This window comes from Salinicola sp. NYA28a (genome assembly GCF_976982775.1).
Map to the genome: position 1 here is coordinate 886,063 of NZ_OZ334582.1, position 24,483 is coordinate 910,545.

At 63.4% G+C, this 24,483-nt stretch carries 14 protein-coding genes; 8 read left to right on the top strand and 6 right to left on the bottom strand.

The features are described from left to right. The first annotated feature begins 27 nt into the window (after positions 1-27). From ACWHY3_RS04140 to glgB, 5 genes are all read left to right on the top strand, one after another. Positions 28-501: a DUF2934 domain-containing protein gene (locus ACWHY3_RS04140; protein ID WP_448127616.1), complete on the top strand. Its 474-nt coding sequence runs from the start codon at positions 28-30 to the stop codon at positions 499-501. Positions 502-557: 56 nt separating this feature from the next. Then, positions 558-2,744, top strand: coding sequence for a glycogen debranching protein GlgX (gene glgX / locus ACWHY3_RS04145; protein WP_448127617.1), 2,187 nt, complete (start codon positions 558-560; stop codon positions 2,742-2,744). Positions 2,745-2,973: 229 nt separating this feature from the next. Beyond that, positions 2,974-5,001 (top strand): alpha-1,4-glucan--maltose-1-phosphate maltosyltransferase, encoded by a 2,028-nt coding sequence (locus ACWHY3_RS04150; protein ID WP_448127618.1) that lies wholly within the window; start codon positions 2,974-2,976, stop codon positions 4,999-5,001. Between the two features lie 21 nt (positions 5,002-5,022). Then, entirely contained in the window at positions 5,023-8,379 is a 3,357-nt protein-coding gene (gene treS, locus ACWHY3_RS04155; RefSeq protein WP_448127619.1) for a maltose alpha-D-glucosyltransferase, read from the top strand. Beyond that, entirely contained in the window at positions 8,376-10,613 is a 2,238-nt protein-coding gene (gene glgB / locus ACWHY3_RS04160) for a 1,4-alpha-glucan branching protein GlgB (RefSeq protein WP_448127620.1), read from the top strand. The genes treS and glgB overlap by 4 nt, the downstream gene beginning before the upstream one ends. Here the strand turns inward: glgB and treF are convergent. Next, positions 10,584-12,140 carry an alpha,alpha-trehalase TreF gene (gene treF, locus ACWHY3_RS04165; protein ID WP_448127621.1) on the bottom strand — a complete coding sequence of 519 codons (1,557 nt, stop codon included), beginning with the start codon at positions 12,138-12,140 and terminating at the stop codon, positions 10,584-10,586. The genes glgB and treF overlap by 30 nt on opposite strands. Before the next feature lie 49 nt (positions 12,141-12,189). Further along, positions 12,190-12,954 (bottom strand): SDR family NAD(P)-dependent oxidoreductase, encoded by a 765-nt coding sequence (locus tag ACWHY3_RS04170; protein WP_087717835.1) that lies wholly within the window; start codon positions 12,952-12,954, stop codon positions 12,190-12,192. A gap of 204 nt (positions 12,955-13,158) precedes the next feature. On the opposite strand from ACWHY3_RS04170, the gene ACWHY3_RS04175 reads away from it, so the two are divergent. Both ACWHY3_RS04175 and amt read left to right on the top strand, forming a co-directional pair. Further along, a complete protein-coding gene (locus tag ACWHY3_RS04175) occupies positions 13,159-15,387 on the top strand; it encodes a mechanosensitive ion channel domain-containing protein (RefSeq protein WP_448127622.1) in 2,229 nt (742 codons plus the stop codon). Between the two features lie 105 nt (positions 15,388-15,492). Then, a complete protein-coding gene (amt, locus tag ACWHY3_RS04180; protein WP_448127623.1) occupies positions 15,493-18,858 on the top strand; it encodes an ammonium transporter in 3,366 nt (1,121 codons plus the stop codon). 92 nt (positions 18,859-18,950) lie between these two features. Here amt and ACWHY3_RS04185 read toward each other — a convergent pair whose 3' ends face one another. The 3 genes from ACWHY3_RS04185 to ACWHY3_RS04195 form a co-directional block, all read right to left on the bottom strand. Then, a complete protein-coding gene (locus ACWHY3_RS04185; RefSeq protein ID WP_087717734.1) occupies positions 18,951-19,856 on the bottom strand; it encodes a LysR substrate-binding domain-containing protein in 906 nt (301 codons plus the stop codon). Positions 19,857-19,939: 83 nt separating this feature from the next. Further along, the gene (locus ACWHY3_RS04190) at positions 19,940-21,988 is read right to left on the bottom strand and encodes a CocE/NonD family hydrolase (RefSeq protein WP_332778729.1); all 2,049 of its coding nucleotides are present in this window, start codon (positions 21,986-21,988) and stop codon (positions 19,940-19,942) included. Continuing rightward, on the bottom strand, positions 21,985-23,553 hold the full coding sequence (locus ACWHY3_RS04195) for a BCCT family transporter (RefSeq protein WP_448127624.1): 1,569 nt from the start codon (positions 23,551-23,553) through the stop codon (positions 21,985-21,987). The genes ACWHY3_RS04190 and ACWHY3_RS04195 overlap by 4 nt, the downstream gene beginning before the upstream one ends. Before the next feature lie 227 nt (positions 23,554-23,780). Here ACWHY3_RS04195 and ACWHY3_RS04200 point away from each other — a divergent pair, with 227 nt between their 5' ends. Then, entirely contained in the window at positions 23,781-23,987 is a 207-nt protein-coding gene (locus tag ACWHY3_RS04200; RefSeq protein WP_087717737.1) for a DUF3820 family protein, read from the top strand. A gap of 46 nt (positions 23,988-24,033) precedes the next feature. Here ACWHY3_RS04200 and ACWHY3_RS04205 read toward each other — a convergent pair whose 3' ends face one another. After that, a complete protein-coding gene (locus tag ACWHY3_RS04205) occupies positions 24,034-24,462 on the bottom strand; it encodes a hypothetical protein (RefSeq protein ID WP_448127625.1) in 429 nt (142 codons plus the stop codon). Positions 24,463-24,483 lie beyond the last annotated feature (21 nt).

Here is a 24,483-nt window from a genome sequence, read left to right on the forward strand (position 1 = left end):
CGCAACGAGAACAGGAAGGAGGGCGTCATGATGACCAGTCGCGAACAACGTGTACGGATGCTGGCTTATCGCATTTGGGAATCGGAAGGCCGGCCCGACGCTCAGGAAGAGCGTCACTGGGCCATGGCAGAGCGCATCGTCGAAGCCGAGAATGCGCGCGAGGAAGAACAGGATTGGCGTACCGCGTCCGATGAACCTTCCCTGCTGGAAGGGGAAGAGCCGCCGGCCGAGCCCGACGAACTGGGTATCGACGAGATGCGTCTACCGCTGGACGATCCTGAAACGGAAGCCCGCAAGGAGGAGGACACGGGCGTCGAGATACCGGCGCAGCCGAGCCAGGCCAAGCCCTCCAAGCGAAGCAGGGCAACGAGCGGCCGGACCGGTGAAGGCAAGCCGGCGCCGCGCAAGCGTGCCGCAACCAAAGCCACGGATGGCGAGCGAGACAAGCCCGCCCCCAAGCCGCGTAAACCGCGTGGCACGAGCAGTAGCAAGAGTGAGTAATCTCTCGTCTGGAGCACAGGCGGCAGGGTCGATTTGGCTCACTGGGAGTGCAGCACATGAGTGACATGGGATTGGGCCGTGAAGCGGCAATGGGTCATATCGTCCAGGAAGCGAGCTTGTCACGTTCGCGGATTCGAGAAGGGTTGCCTTATCCATTGGGGGCGACCTGGGATGGGCTCGGGGTCAACTTCGCGCTGTTCTCGGCGAATGCGACGCGGGTCGAACTTTGCCTGTTCGATGAAACCGGAAAGGAAGAAGTGGAGCGGGTCGTTTTGCCGGAGTATACCGACGAGGTCTGGCACGGTTATCTGCCGGACGCTCACCCCGGCCAACTCTATGGTTATCGGGTTCATGGTCCCTATGATCCGGAAGCGGGGCATCGCTTCAATCCCAACAAGCTGCTGATCGACCCCTATGCCAAGCAGCTGGTGGGTGAGCTGGTCTGGGACGATGCACTCTATGGCTACACCATCGGCCATGAGGACGGCGATCTCAGCTTCGACGAGCGTGACAGCGCCCCGTTCATGCCCCGCTGCCGGGTCATCGATCCAGCCTTTACCTGGGGGCGCTCCGGCGAGATCCGCGTGCCGTGGAGCGATACCGTCGTCTACGAGACGCACGTGCGCGGCTACACCATGCGTCACCCGGATGTGCCGGAAGCACTGCGCGGCACGTTTTCCGGCCTCGCCGTGCCCAAGGTGATCGATTATCTCAGCGATCTTGGCATCTCCTCGCTGGAGCTGATGCCGATCCACGCCTTTGCCGATGATCGTCATCTGCAGGAAAAGGGACTGCACAACTACTGGGGCTATAACACGCTCGCATTCTTCGCCCCCCATCCGAACTACATGGCCAGCGAGTCGATCAGCGAGTTCAAGCAGATGGTGGCGCGTTTTCACGCTGCGGGTATCGAAGTCTTGCTCGACGTGGTCTACAACCACACGGCGGAAGGCAACGAGATGGGGCCGACGTTATCCTTCAGGGGAATCGACAATGCCTCCTATTACCGCCTGATGCCGGAAGAGCCGCGCTTCTATATCAACGATACCGGTACCGGCAATACGCTGAATCTGTCGCATCCGCGGATTCTGCAGATGGTCAACGACTCCCTGCGCTACTGGGCGGACGAGATGCGTGTCGACGGTTTCCGTTTCGATCTGGCGACGATCCTGGGACGCGAGGCCGAAGGTTTCGATGAAGGCGGCGGCTTCCTCGATTCCTGCCGACAGGATCCGCTGCTGTCGCAGTGCAAGCTGATCGCCGAACCCTGGGACTGCGGGCCTGGCGGTTACCAGGTCGGCAAGTTTCCGCCCGGATGGGCGGAGTGGAACGACCGGTTCCGCGATGACATGCGGGGATTCTGGCGTGGCGACGAAGGCAAGCTGCCGGCCTTCGCCAATCGTCTGACGGCCTCGGCCGACCTGTTCAATCACAGAGGGCGCAAGGCCTTTTCGTCGATCAACTTCGTTACTGCCCACGACGGTTTCACGCTGCGGGATCTGGTCAGCTACAACGACAAGCATAACGAGGCCAACGGCGAGGACAATCAGGACGGTCACGACGACAACGTCTCCTGGAATCACGGGGCCGAGGGAGAGACCGACGATCCCCAGATCCGGGAGTTACGCATGCGTCAGATGCGTAACCTGCTGGCGACGCTGATGCTTTCACAAGGCACGCCGATGCTGTTGGCCGGCGATGAATTCGGCCGCACGCAGGGCGGCAACAACAATGCCTATTGTCAGGATGGTGAAATCGGTTGGGTCGATTGGGATTTCTCTGATGAAGGTCGGGAGCTACTGGCTTTCACCCGGTATCTGATCAGTTTGCGCCGCCATTATCCGATCCTGGAGCGCGGGCGCTTCATGACCGGAGAGCTGAACGAGAATCTGGGCATCAAGGATGTCACCTGGCTCACGCCGGCAGCTGAAGAGATGGGCGTGGAGCATTGGCACGATGGAGAGGTCAAGGCGATTGGGGTGGTTCTCAATGGTCACGCGCAGCCCACTGGTATCTGTCGTTATGGCTCCGACGTAACGGTTTTTCTTGCGCTCAATGCCGGAGATCAGGATATCGACTTCGTACTGCCGGACGTGCCTGGTGGTAGCGAATGGCGCAGACGTGTCGAGACCTTCGATCCGGGCGCTGCCAACGTACGTTGCCCGATGCAGAGCGATTATCAAGTCAAGGCCCGAAGTCTTTCGCTTTTCGAACTCATCGAAGCGGAGGCTCCGTATTGCTGATCATCTGGAGCCTGCGAGGCAGCAGGTTGCCTGTGGCTGACAGTGGCTCTCGCACATCATGGATGGATGATGCTTTTCACTCCGGCGCCTGTCATGACAGGGCTTTGCGACAGGGCCGGATCATTCGTCCACGAGAGCAGTAATGAGAGCAGTGATATAGCGCGACATTGCCGTCCGGGACGGCAATGCCGGAACAGCAACTCCACCCCAAGGATGGAAGGAGGCGCCAATGGTTACGCGCTCATCGCCGAATCAGACGCCGGATGCGTCATCATCGTCGGGAGACGAAAGCGCCCACGTGGCAGCGCATTCACCGCGTATCGCCATCGAGGCCGTGCAGCCCTCGCTGGAACAAGGGCGTTTCGCAGCCAAGGCGATCGCCGGTCAACCCGTGACCGTCTCCGCGGTGATCTTAGCCGACGGTCACGATGTGCTGGCCGTTGCCGTGAACTGGTGCGATGACCAGGGCCAGCACCGCCGCGAACCGATGCACCTCATGCGTCCGCTGGGCAAGGATCTTTGGGAAGCGGCCTTCACCCCCACGCGGGTCGGTCGGCATACCTTCGTGATCGAGGCGTGGTGGGACGTGTTCGGCACCTACCGCGACGAGCTGTTCAAGAAGCATCAGGCCGGCGTTCCGGTCGGGCTCGAACTCGAGGAAGGGCGGCGTCTGCTGGTGGCCGCTGCCGAGCGGATGGAAGGCGAGGCGCGCGAAGCACTGGAAAACATTCATGAACGTTTCCAGGCCTGTGACAGCGACGGCGAGCGGGTCGGCATCATGCTCGACACGCGGACCGCCCAGTGGATGCATGCCGCCGATGCCCGGCCGCACCTGACGCGCAGCAACTCGGTCTACCCGCTCGAGGTGGAGCGCCGGGGGGCCCAGTTCGCCAGCTGGTACGAGCTGTTCCCGCGTTCGGAAACCGACGACCCCAACCGTCACGGTACTTTCGGCGATGTCCACAAGCGCTTGCCGATGATTCGCGACATGGGCTTCGATGTGCTCTACTTCCCGCCCATCCATCCAATAGGCCGCGCCCACCGCAAGGGGCGCAATAATACGCTTCAAGCCGGCCCCGACGATCCCGGCAGCCCCTACGCCATCGGAAGCGAGGAGGGCGGCCACGAGGCGATCCATCCCGAACTCGGCACGCGCGAGGATTTTCGCGCCCTGGTCCAGGCCGCTGCCGAGCACGGTCTGGAGATCGCGCTGGATTTCGCTATCCAGTGCTCGCCGGATCACCCCTGGCTCCAGGAGCATCCCGGCTGGTTCTCGTGGCGGCCGGATGGCTCGATCCGTTACGCCGAGAATCCACCTAAGAAATATCAGGACATCGTCAACGTCGACTTCTATGCCGAGGACGCGGTGCCTGCGCTGTGGCTTAAGCTGCGCGACGTGGTGCAGGGCTGGGTCGACGAAGGGGTGAAGATCTTCCGCGTCGACAACCCCCATACCAAGCCGCTGCCGTTCTGGGAGTGGCTGATTGCCGACATTCGCGGGCGCCACCCGGACGTGCTGTTCCTCGCCGAGGCATTCACCCGGCCGGCGATGATGAAACGCCTGGGCAAGATCGGTTTCAACATGAGCTACACCTACTTCACTTGGCGCAACACCAAGGCCGAGCTGACCGACTACCTGACCGAGCTCAACGAATCGCCGATGCGCGAGTGTTACCGGCCCAACTTCTTCGTCAACACGCCGGACATCAATCCCTATTTCCTGCACGCTTCCGGCCGGCCGGGCTTCCTGATCCGTGCCGCGCTGGCGACCATGGGGTCGGGGCTGTGGGGCATGTATTCCGGTTTCGAGCTGTGCGAGGGCGAGCCGGTGCCGGGCAAGGAGGAGTATCTCGACTCGGAGAAGTACCAGATCAAGCCACGCGACTATACCGCGCCCGGCAACATCAGCTACGAGATCGCCCAGCTCAATCGTATTCGCCGCGAGAATCCGGCGCTGCAGACCCATCTCGGGGTTGCCTTCTATCCGGCATACAACGAGCGCCTGCTCTACTTCGGCAAGCGCACCGACGATCTGGGCAATTTCATTCTGGTGATGATCAATCTGGACCCGTTCGAAGCCCAGGAAGGGGCCTTCGAGCTGCCGCTGTGGGAGTTCGCGCTTCCCGACGATGCGGCCCTGCACGTGGAAGACTTGATGTCCGGTCATCGCTGGACATGGCAGGGCAAGTGGCAGTCGATGCGGCTGGAGCCATGGCACTTGCCGTTCGCCATCTGGCGCATCCATCCGGTGCGCTGATCAGCCAAGGAGGAAGGCACCATGATGGATGCCAGCAGCGAGTCGCACGCCGTCGAGACCATCGATTTTCTCGAGGATCCGCTATGGTACAAGGACGCCGTCATCTACCAGGTACACGTCAAGTCGTTCTTCGATGCCAACGATGACGGAATCGGCGACTTCCAGGGGCTGATCGACAAGCTGGACTACATCGTCAGCCTGGGCGTGAACGCTATCTGGATCCTGCCGTTCTACCCATCGCCGCGCCGCGATGACGGCTATGACATTGCCGAGTACACCGGCGTCAGTCCCGACTACGGCACCCTCGAGGATGCCCAGCGCTTCATCGAACAGGCTCATCAGCGTGGCCTGCGGGTCATCACCGAGCTGGTCATCAACCACACCTCGGATCAGCACGAGTGGTTCCAGCGCGCCCGTCGCGCGCCTCCCGATTCGCCCGAGCGTGATTTCTACGTATGGTCGGACAGCGATCAGAAATATCCCGGCACGCGGATCATCTTTCTCGATACCGAATCGTCCAACTGGACCTGGGACCCGGTGGCGGGTGCCTACTTCTGGCACCGTTTCTATTCCCACCAGCCGGATCTCAATTTCGACAATCCGCAGGTGCTCGATGAAGTGCTCAAGGTAATGGCGTACTGGCTGGACATGGGAGTCGACGGCCTGCGCCTGGACGCCATTCCCTATCTGGTCGAGCGCGAAGGCACCAACAACGAGAACCTTCCCGAGACGCATGTCGTACTCAAGAAGATCCGGGCGGTGATCGACGAGCGCTACCCCGACCGCATGCTGCTGGCAGAGGCCAACCAGTGGCCCGAGGATACGCGGCCCTACTTCGGCGGCAACGAGAGCGGCGAGGGCGACGAATGTCACATGGCGTTCCATTTCCCGCTGATGCCGCGTATGTACATGGCATTGGCCCAGGAAGATCGTTTCCCGATCACCGACATCCTGCGCCAGACGCCGGAGATCCCCCCCAATTGTCAGTGGGCGATCTTCCTGCGCAACCATGACGAGCTGACCCTCGAGATGGTCACCGACAAGGAGCGGGACTACCTCTGGAATCACTACGCCGCCGATCGCCGCGCGCGCATCAACCTGGGGATACGCCGACGCCTGGCGCCGCTGCTCGAGCGCGATCGCCGACGGGTCGAACTGCTCAACAGCCTGCTGCTGTCGATGCCGGGCACGCCGGTACTCTATTACGGCGACGAGATCGGCATGGGCGACAACATCTATCTGGGCGATCGCGATGGCGTGCGCACGCCGATGCAGTGGTCGATGGATCGCAACGGCGGTTTCTCGCGAGCCGATCCGGCCAGGCTGGTGTTACCGGCGGTCATGGATCCGTTGTACGGCTTCCAGTCGGTCAACGTCGAAGCCCAGGCGCGTGACCCGCACTCGCTGCTCAACAGCATGCGACGCCTGCTGGCGGTGCGCAGTCAGCATCGGGTGTTCAGCCGCGGCACCATGCAGCCGCTCTATCCGGCCAACCGGCATATTCTCGCCTACCTGCGCGAGCTGGTGCTCGACAATGGCGAGAGCGAAGTGTTGTTGTGCGTGGCCAACGTGGCGCGCAACGCCCAGGCGGTGGAGCTCGACCTGTCGTCGTTTGCCGGCCAGGTGCCGGTGGAGATGGTCGGCGGCAGCGCCTTCCCGCCGATCGGCAAGCTGTCGTATCTGCTGACATTGCCGCCCTACGGCTTCTACTGGTTCCTGCTGGCGCCCGAGACGGCGATGCCCGCCTGGCACGTGCCGGCGCCCGAGGCGATGCCGGATTACGTCACGCTGATCGTCAAGCGTCATCTGGAAGAGATCCTCGACGCCCCGTCGCGCGGCATGCTCGAGCACGAAGCGCTGCCCAAGCGGCGCTGGTTTGCCGCCAAGCAGTCGCGGATCGACCGGGTACACATCCTTTATGCGGTGCGCATCGAGGATGCCCGGCACTCCATGCTGCTCAGCGAGATCGAGGTCCAGCATTCCCGGGGGACCGATCGCTACCTGCTGCCGCTGGGCTTCCTCGGTGAAGACGACCGGGGAAGCGCGATGGCCCAGCAGTTGGCCCTGGCAAGAGTGCGACGCGGGCGCGATGTCGGCCTGTTGACCGATGCGCTGGGGATGGATGACTTCGCGCTGCGCATTCTCGGCCTGCTGCGTAGCGGGGCGAGCCTGCCTTGCGCCGACGGCGAGATCCGTTTCGTGCCGACGTCGGCGCTTGACGAGCTGGAATTGCCCGAGGATGTCGATGTCGCCCACAACAACGTCGAGCAGTCCAACAGCTCGGTGATCATTGGCCACCAGGTGGTGCTCAAGCTGTTCCGGCGTCTGGAGCCCGGGGTGCATCCCGAGGCCGAGTTCGGTCGCTACCTGAGCGAACAGGGTTTCGAGAACGTGCCGCCATTGTATGGCGAGGTGGCGCGCCGCAACGCCAATGGCGAATCCCAGACCCTGATGCTGGTGCAGGGCTTCATCGCCAACCAGGGCGATGCGTGGTCGTGGACACGCAACGCGCTCGAGCGGGCGATTCGAGAAGCGGGCGAGGAGAGCGAGGTGAGTGTCGAAGAGGGCGGCTACAGTGCTTTCGACGAACTCGAGGGATTCGCCACGACCCTGGGCCAGCGCCTGGGCGAGCTGCACCGGACACTGGCGTCCCCGAGCGAGAACGGCGACTTCGCGCCGGAACTGGCTGACGACACGCACGTGACCGCCTGGACGCAGCGTGTCCGCGAGCAGATCGAGAAGGCGCTCGACCTGCTGGCGCGCCACAAGGGCAATGCCAGTGAAGCCGACCAGGCACTGGCCGACCAGGTGCTGGCCGAGCGCGATGCGCTGCTGTCCAGCGTCGAGCCGCTGGCGCAACGGGCCAGGGGCAGTCTGCTAACGCGGATCCATGGCGATCTGCACCTCGGCCAGGTGCTGGTGGCTCATGACGATGCCTACATCATCGATTTCGAGGGTGAACCCGCTCGCCCGTTGGCAGAACGGCGCGCCAAGGATTGCCCGCTGCGGGATGTCGCCGGCATGCTGCGTTCATTCGACTATGCCGGCGCCAAGATGGACGAAGCCGCTGTCGGCAAGCCGAGCGACGAGAGTGTGAGCGAGGTGACCCATGATGTCGCCGAACGCTACCTGGTTGCCAGTCGGCGTGCCTTCCTCGATGCCTATTGGCAGAGTACGGCCGATATCGCCCACCGCTGGGCCTCCCCGGAAGGCGCTGACGCCGCACTGGAACTGTTCGTGCTGGAAAAGACGGTCTACGAGATCGCCTACGAAGCTGCCAATCGCCCCGCCTGGCTGGGCGTGCCGTTGCGCGGCCTGGCAGCCATCGTCGACCAATTGTCCACGAGCGAACAACTGTCCAAGAGAGAGTCACCATGACCGATCTGAACGTCACTACCGTCAAGGACGATGTCCTCTGGTTGTCCCCCGATGACGCCGAAGCGCTGGTTCGCGGCACGCACGGCGACCCGTTTTCCGTGCTTGGCGTGCATGCGTGCGGCGCGGAGGATGCAGAATCCTGCCTGCTGCGTGTCTACCTGCCTGGTGCGCTGGGGGTCGACGTGCTCGACCGCGACACCGGCCAGCGGCGCTGCAGCCTGACCGGTATTCAGGTGCCCGGGCTTTTCGCCGGTCGGTTGCCCCATGTCGCGCCGTATAAACTGCGTATCCGCTGGCCTGGCGGCGAGCGGGAAACCGAGGATCCCTATTCGTTCGGTCTGTTGCTTGGCGAGACGGACCTGTACCTGATCGGCGAGGGCAACCACCGTAACCTGGGACACTGCCTGGGCGCCCAGCCGATGGCAGTCGATGGCGTGTCCGGGGTGCGCTTCGCCGTCTGGGCGCCCAATGCCCGACGTGTCTCGGTGGTGGGCAACTTCAACGGCTGGGACGGTCGTCGGCATGTGATGCGCCTGCGTCATCCCGCTGGGGTCTGGGAGCTGTTCATTTCCCGCCTGGGGCCGGGCGAATCCTACAAGTACGAGATTCTCGATGCCCACGGCGCCATCGCGCTCAAGGCCGACCCGGTGGCACTGGCCACCGAGACGCCGCCGCACACGTCATCGGTGGTTGCCGACACCACGCCATTCACCTGGCACGACGACGAGTGGATCGCCCGGCGCGGCGAGCACCAAGCACCCGACCGGCCGATCTCCGCCTACGAGGTGCATGCCGCTTCGTGGCGCAAGCATGGCGGGCATGACGGCGTCTCCTATAGCTGGCGCGACCTGGCCGAACACCTGATCCCCTACGTGCTAGAGATGGGCTTCACCCATGTCGAACTGCTGCCGATCATGGAGCATCCCTTTGGCGGCTCCTGGGGATACCAGCCTCTGAGCCAGTTCGCCCCCAGCGGGCGTTTCGGCAAGTCGGAGGACTTCGCCTACTTCGTGGATGCCTGTCATCAGGCCGGGTTGGGGGTGATCCTGGATTGGGTGCCGGCGCACTTTCCTACCGATGCGCATGGCCTGGCGCGCTTCGACGGCACGGCGCTCTACGAGTACGAGCATCCGTTCGAGGGCTTTCATCAGGACTGGAACACCTATATCTACAACCTGGGAAGGCGTGAGGTGCACGGTTTCCTGCTGGCCTCGGCGCTGCACTGGCTGCGCCACTTTCACATCGATGCGCTCCGCGTCGATGCCGTGGCCTCGATGCTGTATCGCAACTACTCGCGTAACGAGGGCGAGTGGATTCCCAACCAATACGGTGGCCAGGAGAATCTCGAGGCGATCGACTTCCTGCGTCACCTGAACGACGTGGTCGCAGAGGAGGTGCCCGGCGCGGTGGTGATCGCCGAGGAATCCACCGCCTGGCCGGGCGTGACCCAGCCGACCCGCGACGGTGGCCTGGGCTTTGCCTACAAGTGGAACATGGGCTGGATGCACGACACCCTGGAGTACATCGCCAAGGATCCGGTCTATCGCTCGTATGCCCATCACGAACTGACCTTCCCGATGGTCTACGCGTTCTCCGAAAAGTACGTACTGCCGATCTCGCATGACGAGGTGGTGCACGGCAAAGGGTCGTTGATCAACAAGATGCCGGGCGACGAATGGCAGCAGTTCGCCAATTTGCGCGCCTATCTGTCGATCATGTGGACCCAGCCCGGCAAGAAGCTCTTGTTCATGGGCTGTGAGTTCGGTCAGTGGCGCGAATGGCATCACGACCGCGAGCTGGACTGGTCGCTGCTCGGCGAGTCTCACCATGCCGGCATCCAGCGTCTGGTCGGCGATCTCAATCGGCTCTATCAGGAGAAGACGCCGCTGCATCAGCGCGACACCGAACCCGAGGGCTTCGCCTGGGTGGTAGGCGACGACAGTACCAACAGCGTGTTCGCCTGGCTGCGCTGGAACCTGATCGGCGAGCCGCTGCTGGTGGTGGCCAACATGACCCCGGTACCGCGCCACGATTATCGGCTCGGCGTGCCGGTCATGGGCGCCTGGGAGGAGATCTTCAACAGCGACGCGCAGTGCTACGGCGGCTCCAACCTGGGCAACATGGGGCAGATCCAGGCCCTCGATGCGCCGCTGCACGGGCAGACGGCCAGTCTTTCGCTGACGCTACCGCCGCTGGGGGTGGTGTTACTCGTGCCCGGCGCGTCGGGCGAGTAACGCCCGGGTTACGCCGTTGGTCCAGGCAAAGCCGTCCTGCAGCGGATATTCGCCGCCGGTAGCGAAATCCGCGCCCGGGTAGAGCACGTACTTTTCGACCAGCTTGTGTTCGCGGCGATAGAGATCCTCGACCAGGGCCAGCCAGCGGTCGGCGATGTCGTCGGCGAGCTCGGTGAACCCGTAGCGCCGCAGCCCCTCGATCGCCATCCACTGCAGCGGTGCCCAGCCGTTGGGATGGTCCCACTGCTGATGGCTATCGGTGATCTCCGTGGTGGCGAGTCCGCCCGGCGCCATGAGACGGTTGGCGACGATATTGGCGATGCGTTCCGCCTGGGCGCTGGAGGCCGCGCCGACGAACAGCGGGACGACGCAAGCGGCCGTCAGGTGAACGCTACTTTCCCCGCGGGTGAAATCGTAGTCGTAGTAGGCGCCTCGCGAATCGCTCCACAGGTACGCGTCCATGGCGGCCTGCCGACGAAGAGCCCTGCGGCGGAAGTCGCCGGCCTTGCTGTCGTCGCCAAGTGAGGCATGGAGCCGGCTCAAGGTCTGCTCGAGATGAAACAGCAGGGCATTGAGCTCCGGCGTGACGAAGTGAGTCGTGCGGATCGAGCCGAGGTCCCGTACGTCGTCCAGCCAGCGTCCGCTGAAATCCCAGCCGCTCTCCGCGCCGGCGCGAAGATCCCGAAACAGCGCCTCGGCGGGGCGATGGCAGTGATGGGACATTTCTACATCCTCGCGAAACGACTCCTCGCGAGGCGTGGCGCGGTCGTCCCAGTGGCGGTTCAGCCAAGCCTCTTCGTCGAGACGCACACAGCGTCGATGGCTCTCTCCGGGGGCGAGCTTCTCTTCGCCACTCATCCAGTAGGCGTACTCCCGCTCCAGCTGGGGCAGGTAGTCGATGGCGTTCCGCAAGCCCTGACGTTCGGTCAGCTCCACCATCATCGAGAACAGCGGCGGCTGGGAGCGGCTCAGATAGTAGCTGCGGTTGCCATTGGGCATGTGCCCGAAGCGCATGATCAGGTCGGCACAGTTATCGGTGACCGAGCACATCAGATGGCTTTCCCCGCTGGCAGCCAGGCCCAGCATGGTGAAGTAGGAGTCCCAGTAGTAGTACTCGCGGAAGCGCCCACCGGGGACGACATAGTCATGGCACAGTTCGAGCAGCGACGACCAGCGAGGATGCTGACGGGAATTACGAGTGAGTATCGGCCACAGACTATCGATATGCGTGATCAGGTCATGCTCGGGACGGGACTCGTAGCCCTTGCCGGGGAGCATGTCGCTGTAGAAGTGATCGGCCACGAAAGCGCCCAGATCGAATCCTGGCTGGTTTCGCTGCTGCTCGTAGGCTTCCATGATCTGTGCGGGCGGTTGCCGTGGAATACAGTCGGCGAAGGTTTTGGAATCATGAAAGATATGGGCCAGAGCGACTGCCTCGAACAACTCACCGTAACGGTCGTGAGGCGTGACCGCCGCTTCATCTATCGCGTCAGCGCTTTTGGGCGCCGTCTGAAAACTGTCAAGCATGCCGTTTCCCTGCGTGGCGCTAGAGTGTCGGTGAAGCTGAAAAGAAGGATTATTCCTCATACTGCCATAGCAGACCGCCGTCCACTGGCAGAGAGGCGCCGGTCATGTAGGCGGCATCCTCGGAGGCGAGGAACTCGACCACGCCGGCCACGTCTTCGGGCCGACCCAGCCGGTTGAGCGGAATGTTGCCGAGCAGGTGGCGCAGCTTCTCCGGATTCTCGTCGAGCTCTGAGTTGATCGGCGTCTTGATCGCGCCGGGCGCCACGCTGTTGACCGTGATCCCGAGCGGCGCCAGCTCGACGGCCAGGTTGCGGGTCAGCATGCGCATGCCACCCTTGCTCATGCAGTAGCTGGTGAAGCCCGGAAACGGCAGATCCTCGTGCACCGAACTCATGTTGATCACGCGGCCGCCGCGACCCTCGTCACGCAGATGGCGAACGAAGGCCTGGGTCGTGAAGAAGACGCCTTTCAGATTGGTCTGCATGACCTGATCGTAATCATCTTCGCTGACCTCGAGGAATGGCGAATCGATCTCGAGGCCGGCGTTGTTGACCAGGATGTCCAGCCGGCCCATGGCCTCCACGCTCTCCTCGATCAGGCGCCGGTTGGTCTCGACATCGCCAATGTCGCCGGTGACGATCGCGGCTCTTCGGCCGTGGGCGCGCACGCGCTTTGCCGTTTCCTCGGCGCGCTCGGAAGGGCGGCTGCCGCTGACGACGACATCGGCGCCAGCCTGGGCGAGACGCTCGGCGACGGCACGACCGATGCCCTGGGTGCTGCCGGTGACCAGGGCCACCTTGCCTGAAAGGCGCATGTTGCTCTCCTTGTCCATGAAGCTCGATCGAAGGCGCGATTTTTCGCGTGTTCGAGGGGGCACCGTGAGGCGCGTCTGTTGAAGATAGAGCAGCTTCGACGTCAGGACCAAAGCCGGTTTGGCGTTGTCGTGGCCCCCCTTGGATAGCATGATGTCCGGCGACAAGCTATCGAAGGCTCGATAGGGATGCAGACAGGAGTCACCGTGAGTGGATTGAGACAGTTGGGATGGATCTGGGTGCTGGCCCTGACGCTGATGATCAGTCTACCGGCGTCGGCGCAATCTTTGACGTCGCTGGTGGGCGGCGGTCAGAGCAGTGAGTCGAGTGCGGCATCGGCGCCTTCTCCGCAAGAGTTGCGCACCTCCCTCGATCAGGTCATCGCCACGCTCGAAAACAGCGACCAGCGTCAGGCCTTGCTCGACCATCTCAAGCAGTTGCGTGACGTCACTGCAGTGGATGCCGAGCAGGAGAGCGGTTCGGCCGGGCTGCTGAGCGCACTAGCGCAATCGTTTTCGTCGCTGGAGACGGACGGGCTCGACAATCCGATCCGGTACTGGTCGGCGCGGGTCAGCCAGGCGGGCGAGGATGTGTCGGGGCTGATCGGCGATTCTCAGCGGTTGCAGGGCATCGTGCTGGACCTGCTTTGGGTGACGGGACTATGGGTCGGCGTGACGCTGCTGATCGCCATGCTCTGGCGCTGGGCAGTGCGTCAGTTGGGGTTGCCGTGGCACCTGCCCGAGGATCCGACGACCTGGATGCTGATCCGTCATATCGTTCGGCGCGTGGTGCCATTGGCCATCGGCTTCGCCGTCGCACTGACGACCGTCCATCAGGTCGAATCCGCATCGGTGGGCATCGCTCTGGCCATGGTCGCGGCCTACGCCACGCTTTGCGGGGCGGTCTTCTCGTCGATCTGTGAAATTGTCTTCTCGTTGTTCGGCAGCGGGCACCGACACACGGCGCTGCGCATATTGCGCCAGCGTGGCGCCCGCTGGTTGTTCGCGCTCGGCGCGCTGGTCGCGCTGGGCGATGCCGCGCATGCAGAGGCGCTGGTCGCGCCACTAGGCGAAGGACTGACGGCGCTCGTCTCACTGGTTGCCAACGTCAGTGCGGCAGTGCTGCTGGGTGTCTTCGTCATGGCCTTTCGGCGCCCCATCCGGCACCTGATTCGCAACCGGCCCTATTCGCAGCGCCAGGAGCGTCGTGCGACGACGGAGTTGATCCGCGTGTTCAGCCGGATCTGGCACATCCCGATCCTGATCATGGTGGGCGTCTCGCTGATCGCGATGATCCTGTCCGCAGAGGATTCGCGCAGCGCGTTCTTCCGGGCGGTCGTGACCGCGGGCCTCATGATCGCGACGCTGGTCGTTACCGGACTGATTCACCGGCGCGGCGAGAGCGCCCGGGAGAAATCCTCGTCGGAGTATGCGTCACGGCTGGTGCGCTTCGGTTTCACGCTGGCCCATCTGGTGAGCTGGGTGATCTTCGCCGAACTGGCGATGCGGGTCTGGGGCTCGTCGCTCTGGGCGGTAGGCGGCTCGGCAGGCATCAGTCAGCAGATCGCCAAGGGCGTGTTCGGTCTGGGTATGACGTTCCTGGTGGCGTGGCTGGTATGGATTCTGGCCGATACCGCGATCAAGCACGCGCTGCTGCGCAGCAGTCGCCGCCATGGCCGTCGGGTCAACGCCAGTGCCCGCGCCCAGACCATCACGCCGCTGTTGCGCAACACTGTCTTCGTGACCATCGCGGTGATCGCTTTTATCATCGCACTGGCGAACCTGGGCGTGAACGTGACGCCGCTGCTGGCGGGTGCCGGTGTCATCGGCCTGGCAGTCGGCTTCGGCGCCCAGACGCTGGTTCAGGACCTCATTACCGGGCTGTTCATCCTGATCGAGGACTCCTTGGCGATCGATGACTTCGTCAATCTGGGATCGCACATGGGAACGGTCGAGGCGTTGAGTATCCGAACCGTCAAATTGCGTGACCTGGACGGTATCGTGCATATCATTCCGTTCAGCCAGATCCAGGGGATTCAGAACTACTCCCGGGAATTCGGTATCGCGTTGATGCGCATCCGTATCGCTCATCACATGAAGATCGACGAGGCGATCGAGATCGTGCGCGGGATCGCCGAGGACCTGCGCAACGACCCGATGATGCGCCACTACATCTGGTCCGCGCTGGAGGTCCAGGGGATCGAGAGCTTCGATGCCGGCGCGGCCATTCTGCGGGTGCGCATGCGTACGGCGCCGATCATGCAGTGGGACGTGGCGCGTGCCTTCAACCTGCGTCTCAAGCAGCGCTTCGACGAGCAGGGCATCGACCTGGCCATGCCGCGAATGAGCGTGGTGATGGAGCAAGCACCGGTGACTGCCGGCAGCACCGGGCCGCGAGAATCGGTGACGGCACCGGGCGCGCCGGACCCGCAGTAACGGGTGGGCCATACAATCCGGCGGATAATGGCCGATAAGGATTTTAAATAACAAGCATCAAGCACGCCGGAAAACAACAACAAGACATTGATCAGGAGCGATGTAATGGGCGAGTCGGTGACGGCAATCGATGCTCTGTGGGTGATTCTCGGCGCCATATTGGTGTTCATGATGCAGGCCGGCTTTCTGTGTCTGGAAGCTGGGGTGACTCGTAGCAAGAACGCTATCAACGTCGCGATGAAGAACGTCTGCGACTTTGCCGTGGCGATGTTGATCTTCTGGTGCGTCGGCTTTGGAATCATGTTCGGCAGCAGCCATGACGGCTGGGTCGGCGCTACCTTCTTCTTCCCAGAATTCGGCGCTGACGAGGCCTACTGGCTGGCCATCTTCTTCCTCTTCCAGGTCATGTTCTGCGCGACGGCGGCGACCATCGTCTCCGGTGCGGTGGCCGAACGCATGCCATTTCAGGCTTACCTGCTCATCACGTTGATCGTCAGCGGGCTCATTTACCCTGTCTTCGGCCATTGGGCCTGGGGCGGTGCCTACACCGGTGAACCCGGCTGGCTCGCCTCGCTGGGCTTCGTCGATTTCGCGGGTTCCACCGTAGTACACAGTACCGGCGGCTGGGTTGCGCTGGCGGCGGTGTTGCGCATCGGCCCCCGCCACGGGCGATTCGTCGCCGGACAGGCTACCAAATTGATGCCGGCAGGCAATCTTCCTATGGCGATGCTCGGCGTACTGGTGCTCTTCGTCGGCTGGTTCGGATTCAACGGCGGCAGTACGTTGGCATTCGATACCACGGTTCCGGGGGTACTGATCAATACCGTGAGTGCCGCGGTCGCCGGGGTCATGTTCGCGCTGCTGCTGGGTTGGAAACTACGCGGATTCGCCGAGGTACTCTATGCGCTCAATGGTGCCATCGCCGGACTGGTGGCAATTACCGCCGGTGCGCACGAGCTTACGGTATCTGCCGCAATCGTGACCGGTGCCGTCGGCGGCATATTGTCGGTACTGGCCAGCGAATGGCTGCTGAAGTACCGCATCGACGATGCCATCGGCGCGATACCGGCACATCTGATCCCGGGAATCTGGGGGACGCTAGCGGTTGGGCTGTTGGGTGATCCGGCTCGTCTCGATACCGGGCTTGGCTGGCTGGCGCAGTCGGGTATCCAGCTTCTGGGCGTGATTGTCTGCGGGGTATGGGCGTTCGGCCTGAGCTGGCTACTACTTGGCGGGCTGGGCCGGCTGATACCGTTGCGGGTCACTCCCGAGGCCGAGGAGATGGGGCTGAACATGGCCGAGCACGGTGCCCGCACGGAGCTGTTCGAACTGCTCGATAGCATGCGCCAGCACGAGGAACGTGGCGAGATCGGTGGCTGTGTCGCGGCTGATCCTTTTACCGAAGTTGGCCAGATCGCTGCCAGTTACAACCGTGTGTCGGCGGCACTCGACCGTGCGGTGACGCGTACGCAGGTGATCATGCGCAACCTGCGCGATGGCGTGCTGACCTGGCGGAGCGATGGCGTGCTCACTGCGCTCAATCCCGGCGCGGAGGCGCTGTTCGGTGTCACCGCCAGAGATGTCGTCGGGATGCCGGTCGATGCCTTGATTCGCACGCGGATACCGGCGCCGGGGCAGCGTCGAGAACTGCGTATCCGCACCGCTGCAGGAATACGCGCTCTCGAGCTCCAGGTCAGCGAGGGGGCGTCCGGGTCGGAAGCCGAATTTGCCGGCATGGTGCGAGACATCACCGATCGCAAGCGCGTCGAGGAGCAGTTGAACCGTGAGCGCGAGCTGGCGCAGGTGACATTGGCCTCCATCGGCGATGGAGTCATCACGACCGATGAAAGTGGTCTGGTCACCTTCCTCAATGCCGAGGCGGAACGCCTGACCGGTTGGACACTCGAGGCTGCAAAAGGGCTGCCGGTTGGCCAGATCTACAGCCTGATCGACGAAGCCTCCAATCGCCAGGCGGACAATACGGCTCGTCAGGTACTCGCCAGCGGCAAACCGGTCGTCTGTCTCGACACTCGTCTGTTGGTCGCACGAGATGGTAGTCAGCGGGCCGTTCAGGATTCCGCGGCACCGATCCGTAGCCGCAGCGGTTACACGGTCGGAGCAGTCGTCATCTTCCAGGACAAGACACAGACCCGAGAACTGACGCGGAAACTCAATTATCAGGCCAGCCACGATGCGCTGACCGGGCTGGTCAACCGTCGCGAGTTCGAGCATCGCCTGCAGATGATGCTGCTGCAGCCCAGTGGTATCCACGTGCTTTGTTACCTGGATCTCGATCAGTTCAAGATCGTCAACGATACCTGCGGGCACATGGCAGGCGACGAGTTGTTGCGACAACTGTCGACGATGCTGCGCGAGCAGGTACGCAATATCGATCTGCTGGCTCGCCTGGGCGGAGACGAGTTCGGCATCGTCTTCTGCAACTGCAAGCTGGCGGATGCAAAGCGCATCGCCGAGAGCATTCGCGAGGCGATCGACGATTTTCGCTTCAGTTGGAAGGGCAGGACCTTTTCGCTGGGTGTCAGTGTAGGCCTGGTCGAGCTGGATTGTGGGGGCTCGGTGACGCTGGGCGATGCCCTCGGTGCCGCCGATGCCGCATGCTATGCGGCCAAGGAAGCCGGGCGTAATCGGGTTCATGTCTATCAACCCGATGATCGCCAATTGCTCGATCGTCATGGTGAACTGCAATGGGTGCCTCGGCTGCAGGCGGCGTTGGATCAGGATCGCTTGCGGCTTTATGCGCAGTCGATCGCTTCGGTGGCCGACCCTACCTCCATTCATCACCATGAAATCCTGGTTCGGCTGGAGGAGAACGGCCGACTGTACGCGCCGGGGAGCTTCATGCCCTCTGCCGAACGGTACAATCTGATCGGGCGTATCGACCGCTGGGTGGTGCGCAATACCCTGGCATGGCTGTCGGATCGCTATCGCTGCAAAGGGAGCGGCGCCATCGATACCTGGTCGGTGAATCTGTCCGGGGCATCGCTCTCCGACGAGCGGTTCTGCGAAGAGCTGCTGCTCTGGGTCGAGCAGGCTTCGCTGCCGCCCGGAACGATCTGCTTCGAGATCACCGAAAGCACGGCGATCGCTCAGCTTTCCACGGCAACGCTCCTGATACGTCGCCTGCGACAGCGGGGCTGCCGTTTCGCACTGGACGATTTCGGGGCAGGCCTATCGTCGTTTGCCTACCTTAGGCAACTGCCGGTGGAGTACCTGAAGATCGATGGCGCCTTCATCAAGGACATCGATACGGACCCCATCAATCGGGCCATGGTCGAGGCGATCAATACCGTCGGACACACCATGGGATTGAAGACGATCGCCGAATTCGTCGAGACGCCGGCCACCATGGCGCAGCTGTCGCGGCTTGGAATCGATTTGGCTCAGGGCTATCTGATCGATCGTCCGCAGCCTCTGGAAACGTTATCCGACGTCAGAGTCATGCCGCGCTAGGAGCATCGGAAGACATGACGATCGAACCTGCAACGATGGCGCACGACAATACCGTCGCCGGGTCGTTCGCCACCGGTTGACCGAGCGGCGGGCTAGCGCAGCACCCACTCGCGGAAGGCGCGCATCGGTTCGGTCAGGTGCCGGTGTTCGGGCGTGAAGAGAGAGAGGTGGCCGCGGCTGGGCAAGGTTTGCGGCAGTGCCTGGACCAGCGTTCCCTGATCCAGCTCGGCCGCCAGCAGCCGCATCCAGCCCAGCGTGATGCCTTGGCCCGCCAGTGTCGCGTTCATCAGCAGTTGGAAGCTGTTGGCCCGCAACGTATGGGTGGGCGGCTGCCACGCCAGGCCGAGTTCCCGGAACCAGAGCTCCCAGGTCAGCCAGTCGTGATAGTGATCCTCGACCACCATCAACGTATGCCGGGTGAGCAGCGCCGCCGGGTCCAGGATCTGTCCGTGACGTTCCAGATAGACCGGGCTGCAGACGGCGGCGACGCTCTCCTGCTCGAAGATGGCATCGGCGTAGACTCCGGGCGGGTCCACTTCGTTTTGCACGTGGTAGTAGATGCCGAGGTCGAACTCCGCCAGATCCAGCCGGTGCGGATCCTCGACGGTGAGGACGCGAATTTCGATATCGGGATGGGCGCGCTGGAAGTCGGGCAACTGACGCGCCAGCCAGATCGAGGCGATGGTCGGGCTGGACGCCAGGGTCAGCTGGCGATCGTCGCCGCGCCGGCGCAGACGGGCCGTTTCGTCACGCAGATCACGCAGCAGCCGCTGAACGACGCGAAAGTAGTGCTCACCCGCCGGGGTCAGACGCAGCCCATCGTAGTGGCGCTCGAAGAGCGGTCTGCCGAGATCGCTCTCCAGGCGCTTGATCTGCCGACTCACGGCGCTCTGGGTCAGGTGCAGTTCGCTGCCGGCCTGGGTGAAGCTGCCATGGCGTGCGGCCGCCTCGAAAGCGCGAAGGCAGGAGAGTGGCGGGAGAGGATCGTGCGAGGGCATGCAGGCATCCGGAGCCAGGGGGTCACGGCTCCGGAGCATAACACGGGAGGCCCCGATACCGGCCTCCGCGGGGTGTTTCACCGTCAGATCGCCGTCCGCGGAATCTTCCGCGTCCAGGACTTCTCGCTGACCAGCGTCTCGCCTTCGCGGGCGACCTGCTCGGCGCTGAGATAGAACGTCTGTTCGTCGCAGTGCAGGTGATAGCGACTGGTCACTTCCACCGCGAACTGCCCGTCACCTTCGTCGCGGCTGGCGCGATAGACCCACTCGATATCGGCACGGGTTCGCGTGGCGTCCACCGGATGGCTTACGTAGACCTCTTTCGCCTTCTGCTCGACGCGCAGGCCGTGATCGGCGAAGCGGATATCGCCCATGTCGTCCTCGACGGTCACCGTGACCTCGCCGCTGCCGACGTCCTCGCTGATGGTTCGCTTGGGCTGACCGGCACGCAGGGTGTCGACGCGGCACGGCGTGGCGCTCTCCGGTGGCTCGAACGGCATGGCAATGGCCTCAGCCTTCGATAGCGGCAGTTCGAGCGTCGGCGTGCCGGCCTTGAGCGTCAGGTCGGCGCGTTTTTTTGGCGACCACACCAGCGGGAAGCTGGCACTGGATAGCGCCAGGCGCAGGCGATGGCCTTTCGGCAGCCGATAGCCGATCAGATCCAGCGCCACGCGCACCGTCATCGGCTCGCCCGGCACCGGCGGGGCGATCGTGCCCGGATCGTCGCGCAGGTTGAGGTTGAGCGTGCCGTAGGTGATCAGCGCGCTCTCGCCGTTCGGCGCCACGTCGCACAGGCGCACATGGAACTGGCCGCAGGACTCGGCGCTCTCCAGCTCCACGGACACGGTCGGCTGCCCCAGAATCTCCAGGCCATCGGCATAGGGGGCGGAGTCGAAGGTCAGCGACAGGCCATCGTCGCGGCGCTGATCCGGCGGGAAGTCGGCGCCGAACCAGAGCGGAATGTACTCGCCCTGCAGCGAGCCGGCGGTCAGCGGCGAGGCGATCAGGCGGTCCTCGCTCAACCGGCCGGCGGGTTCCAGCCCCCGATCGCCGAGGCCGAGGGTCAGCGTCTCGATCTCGTCGGCCGGCGCGGGCCAGCCATGGGTGCGCACCCACTGGCCGGGGCGTTCGAGATACTTGGGGGCCGGCGGTACGCCATCCTGCAGATAGAAGGTGCACTCGGGCTCGTCCATGATCCCGGTGTCGATGTCCTTGAGCCAGTAGTCCCACCAGCGCAGCGCCTCCTGCAGGAAGCCGATCGCCGGATCGGGAATCGCGAAGTGCGGATACTTGTGCATCCACGGCCCCAGCAGCGCCTTCTTCGGGCAGGAGAGATTCTCCATCATCCGCGGGATCGTATTGATGTACGAATCCCCCCAGCCGCTGATCATGTAGACCGCCGCCTCGATATCTTCGTAGCTCTCGCAGATCGAGCCGTGCTTCCAGTAGTCGTCGCGATGCTGATGGTTCAGCCAGGTTTCTGCCAGCAGCGGCATGTTGTCGAGTCGGTGCTTCCACATCTCGCGCCAGCGTTCGCCCACCAGCGCCGGGTCGGGCACGGCGGCGGAAAAGCTCAGCATGGTCGCCGCCCAGCCGAGATTCTCCAGCAGCATGTTGCCGCCCTTGTAGTGGATGTCGTCGGCGTAGCGGTCGTCGGTGGAGCACAGCGTGATGATCGCCTTGAGCGGTTCGGGGCGCAGCGCTGCCACCTGCAGCCCGTTGAAGCCGCCCCAGGAGATGCCCATCATGCCGAGCTTGCCGTCGCACCAGGGCTGGCTGGCGATCCAGTCGATCACTTCCAGCGCATCGGCCTGCTCCTGCGGGGCGTACTCGTCGAGCATCAGGCCATCGGATTCGCCGTTGCCGCGCATGTCGACGCGCACGCAGGCATAGCCGTGACCGGCAAAATAGGGGTGGGTCAGCTCGTCGCGCACCGCCGTGCCGTCTCGCTTGCGATAGGGCAGGTATTCGAGAATCGCCGGGACGGGATTCGACTCGGCATCTTCCTCCGGTGAGCCGGCGGCTCCTTCCGGTAGCCAGATCCGCGCGGCGAGTCTCGTGCCATCGGCCAGCACGATCCATTGGTTCTCGATTTCACGCACGCGGTGCGGAAAGTCCTGTTTGATCTTCATGCGTCATCCTTGGCGGCGCGGGAGGAAGTTGAGCGTGTCGGCACGGCGTCCAGCCGTTCGGGGTGCTTGAGCCAGACCCACAGCGAGCCGGTGGCCAGCAGCACGATCAGCATGGCGGGCAACCCGCCCAGGTTGGAGAGCATCTTGATGCCGTCGATCCCCACGAAGCTGACCATGACCCAGGAGACCACGCCGACGATCACGCCCCAGATCACCTTCATCGGGACGCCGGCATTGAGGTCGGAGTCGGCGGTCAGGCCGCGAGTGCAGAGGTTGCCGATGGCGTCGGTCTGCGAATCCGCCGCAGTGACGTAGGAGATGTAGGCGATGAACAGCAGCAGCGGAATCCACACCTGCGAGAACGGCAGCTGGCGGAACAGCTCGTAGAGCACGTTTTCGACGCCGCGATCGTTGAGTACGGCATAGAGATCGGCGCCGATAGTGTCGGCGTGAGCCTGAAAGTAGAGCGCGGTACCGGAGAAGATCAGGATCCACACGCTGGCGAACAGCGCCGGGTAGAGCAGATTGACGCGCAGGAACTCGCGCACGGTGTAACCCCGCGAGATCTTGCCCAGGAACAGCGCCGCCACCGGCGCCCAGGCGAACCACACCGCCCAGTAGAAGATCGACCACCACTGCGGCCACTGATCGTTGCCCGCGGCGCCGGTGAACAGGCTCTTGGTGAAGAAGTTGTCGAGATAGACACCGAACGATTCGACGCCCAGCGCCAGGCAGAAAACGGTAGGCCCGACGATGAACATGAACACGCCGAGAATCGCGAGCAGAACGGCGTTCAGCGACGACAGCCGGGCGATTCCCTTCTGCAGGCCGCTGGCGGCGGACAGCACGAAGGTCACCACGATGATGGCAATGATCATGCCGAGCCGCAGCGGACTGGTCTCGCCGCCGAGATATTGGCCCGCGCCGCCGGCCAGGGTCAGCGCGCCGGTGCCCAGCGACGAGGCCATGCCCGCCACCAGTGCATAGAGCGAGATGGCATCGATCAGGCCGCCGAAGCGCTTCACCCTGGGGCCGAATATCGGCTCCAGCATGCTCGAGATCGAGAAGCGCAGGCGCAGGTTATAAAAGGCCAGCGCGAAGATCAGTGCCGGAACGGCGTAGATGGCGTAGGGCGTGAACGACCAGTGCAGGAACATGGTCGACATCGCGAACAGCATGGCATCGCCGGAGCCGGCTTCGAGCCCGGTGGACTCGGGCGGCCCCATGAAATGATAGAGCGGCTCGGCGGTGGTCCAGAACAGCACGCCTACGGCCAGCGTGGTACACAGCGTGATCGAGAACCAGCGCAGGCGGGAAAGCAGCGGGGTGGCATCCCGGCCGCCGATACGAATGCGCCCGATCGGCGAAAAATAGACGACGACGGCCATGATCAGCAGGTAGAGGCTACCCAGGCTGAATAGCCATGAAAAGTTGGTCAGAACGGCGTCGTTGAGCGCGCTGGCGGTGGCCAGAAACGCATCCAGATCGACATAGCTGGCCACGACCGCTGCCAGCAGGATCAGAAAGGTCGGCCAGAATACCAGTGGCCGCAGCGAAGTTTGCATACCCGTCTCCCGTTATCGTTATCGTAGGCGCCGATGCGCAGCGCTCATGGCGGTATAACCTAACGTCCTTCGTACCTGCTTGGGCAAACGGCTTCTGGGAATGAGGGTATGCGTGTCACGCATGGCTGGGTCTGACATGGCTGGGTCTGGCATGATTGGCTGCCTGCACGGCTCGGCGCTACCGCCATCCGTGTAGAATGGCGCGCAATTTGACGAGAGGAGGCGAGATGGAGCCTGAAGACCTCAAGAAACTGGTTACCCGCAAGATGCCGTTCGGCAAGTACGAAGGGTGGTTGATCGCCGATCTCCCCGGCCCCTACCTCAACTGGTTCGCCCGTGAAGGCTTTCCCGATGGCGAGATCGGGCGTCTGCTGGCGCTGATGCAGGAGATCGATCACAACGGGCTGAGCCCGCTGCTCGAGCCATTGCGCTGAAGAGGTCGGCCGCGTATTCGCACAGCCAGGTGCGAGCGGCGGGTCGCTAACTCATCCAGCGTCCGGCGACATGCGCGGCGATCAACCCGGCCACGACGGCCAGAACGAGCCAGCCCCGGCGGCGCCAGCGTGTCTGGTGGCTTCCGAGCGCCCTTTCCAATTGCCGCGCCAGCAGTTCATGGCGAACCACGATGCGTTGCGGCAAGACGGAGAAGTCGTTGGCGGCGTCTCCCTGCCAGTGGGGTGCATGAGTCATGCCCAGTCCCGCCCGCAGCCTGCCGAGATCGCCCAGCAGATCATGCAGGTCGTCGTAGGCTTCCCGATGCGTCGATTCTCCCAGCGCGCTCAGCGCATCCGCTTTCAGGGTATGGTTGTTGCAGCGCTGCGTGGCCCGAATGATGGTATCGGCAGGGGCGTCCTTGCTGACGCCAAGGCGGCGGTAGAGATCTTGCATATCGTGTAGGACCGTCGTCACCAGGTAGTTGTCATTAGGGAG

Bases quoted from the DNA above. Each gene is read 5' to 3' on its own strand.
- ACWHY3_RS04140 (WP_448127616.1), top strand. From the start codon at position 28: ATGATGACCAGTCGCGAACAACGTGTACGGATGCTGGCTTATCGCATT.
- glgX (WP_448127617.1), top strand. From the start codon at position 558: ATGAGTGACATGGGATTGGGCCGTGAAGCGGCAATGGGTCATATCGTC.
- ACWHY3_RS04150 (WP_448127618.1), top strand. From the start codon at position 2,974: ATGGTTACGCGCTCATCGCCGAATCAGACGCCGGATGCGTCATCATCG.
- treS (WP_448127619.1), top strand. From the start codon at position 5,023: ATGATGGATGCCAGCAGCGAGTCGCACGCCGTCGAGACCATCGATTTT.
- glgB (WP_448127620.1), top strand. From the start codon at position 8,376: ATGACCGATCTGAACGTCACTACCGTCAAGGACGATGTCCTCTGGTTG.
- treF (WP_448127621.1), bottom strand. From the start codon at position 12,140: ATGCTTGACAGTTTTCAGACGGCGCCCAAAAGCGCTGACGCGATAGAT.
- ACWHY3_RS04170 (WP_087717835.1), bottom strand. From the start codon at position 12,954: ATGCGCCTTTCAGGCAAGGTGGCCCTGGTCACCGGCAGCACCCAGGGC.
- amt (WP_448127623.1), top strand. From the start codon at position 15,493: ATGGGCGAGTCGGTGACGGCAATCGATGCTCTGTGGGTGATTCTCGGC.
- ACWHY3_RS04185 (WP_087717734.1), bottom strand. From the start codon at position 19,856: ATGCCCTCGCACGATCCTCTCCCGCCACTCTCCTGCCTTCGCGCTTTC.
- ACWHY3_RS04190 (WP_332778729.1), bottom strand. From the start codon at position 21,988: ATGAAGATCAAACAGGACTTTCCGCACCGCGTGCGTGAAATCGAGAAC.
- ACWHY3_RS04195 (WP_448127624.1), bottom strand. From the start codon at position 23,553: ATGCAAACTTCGCTGCGGCCACTGGTATTCTGGCCGACCTTTCTGATC.
- ACWHY3_RS04200 (WP_087717737.1), top strand. From the start codon at position 23,781: ATGGAGCCTGAAGACCTCAAGAAACTGGTTACCCGCAAGATGCCGTTC.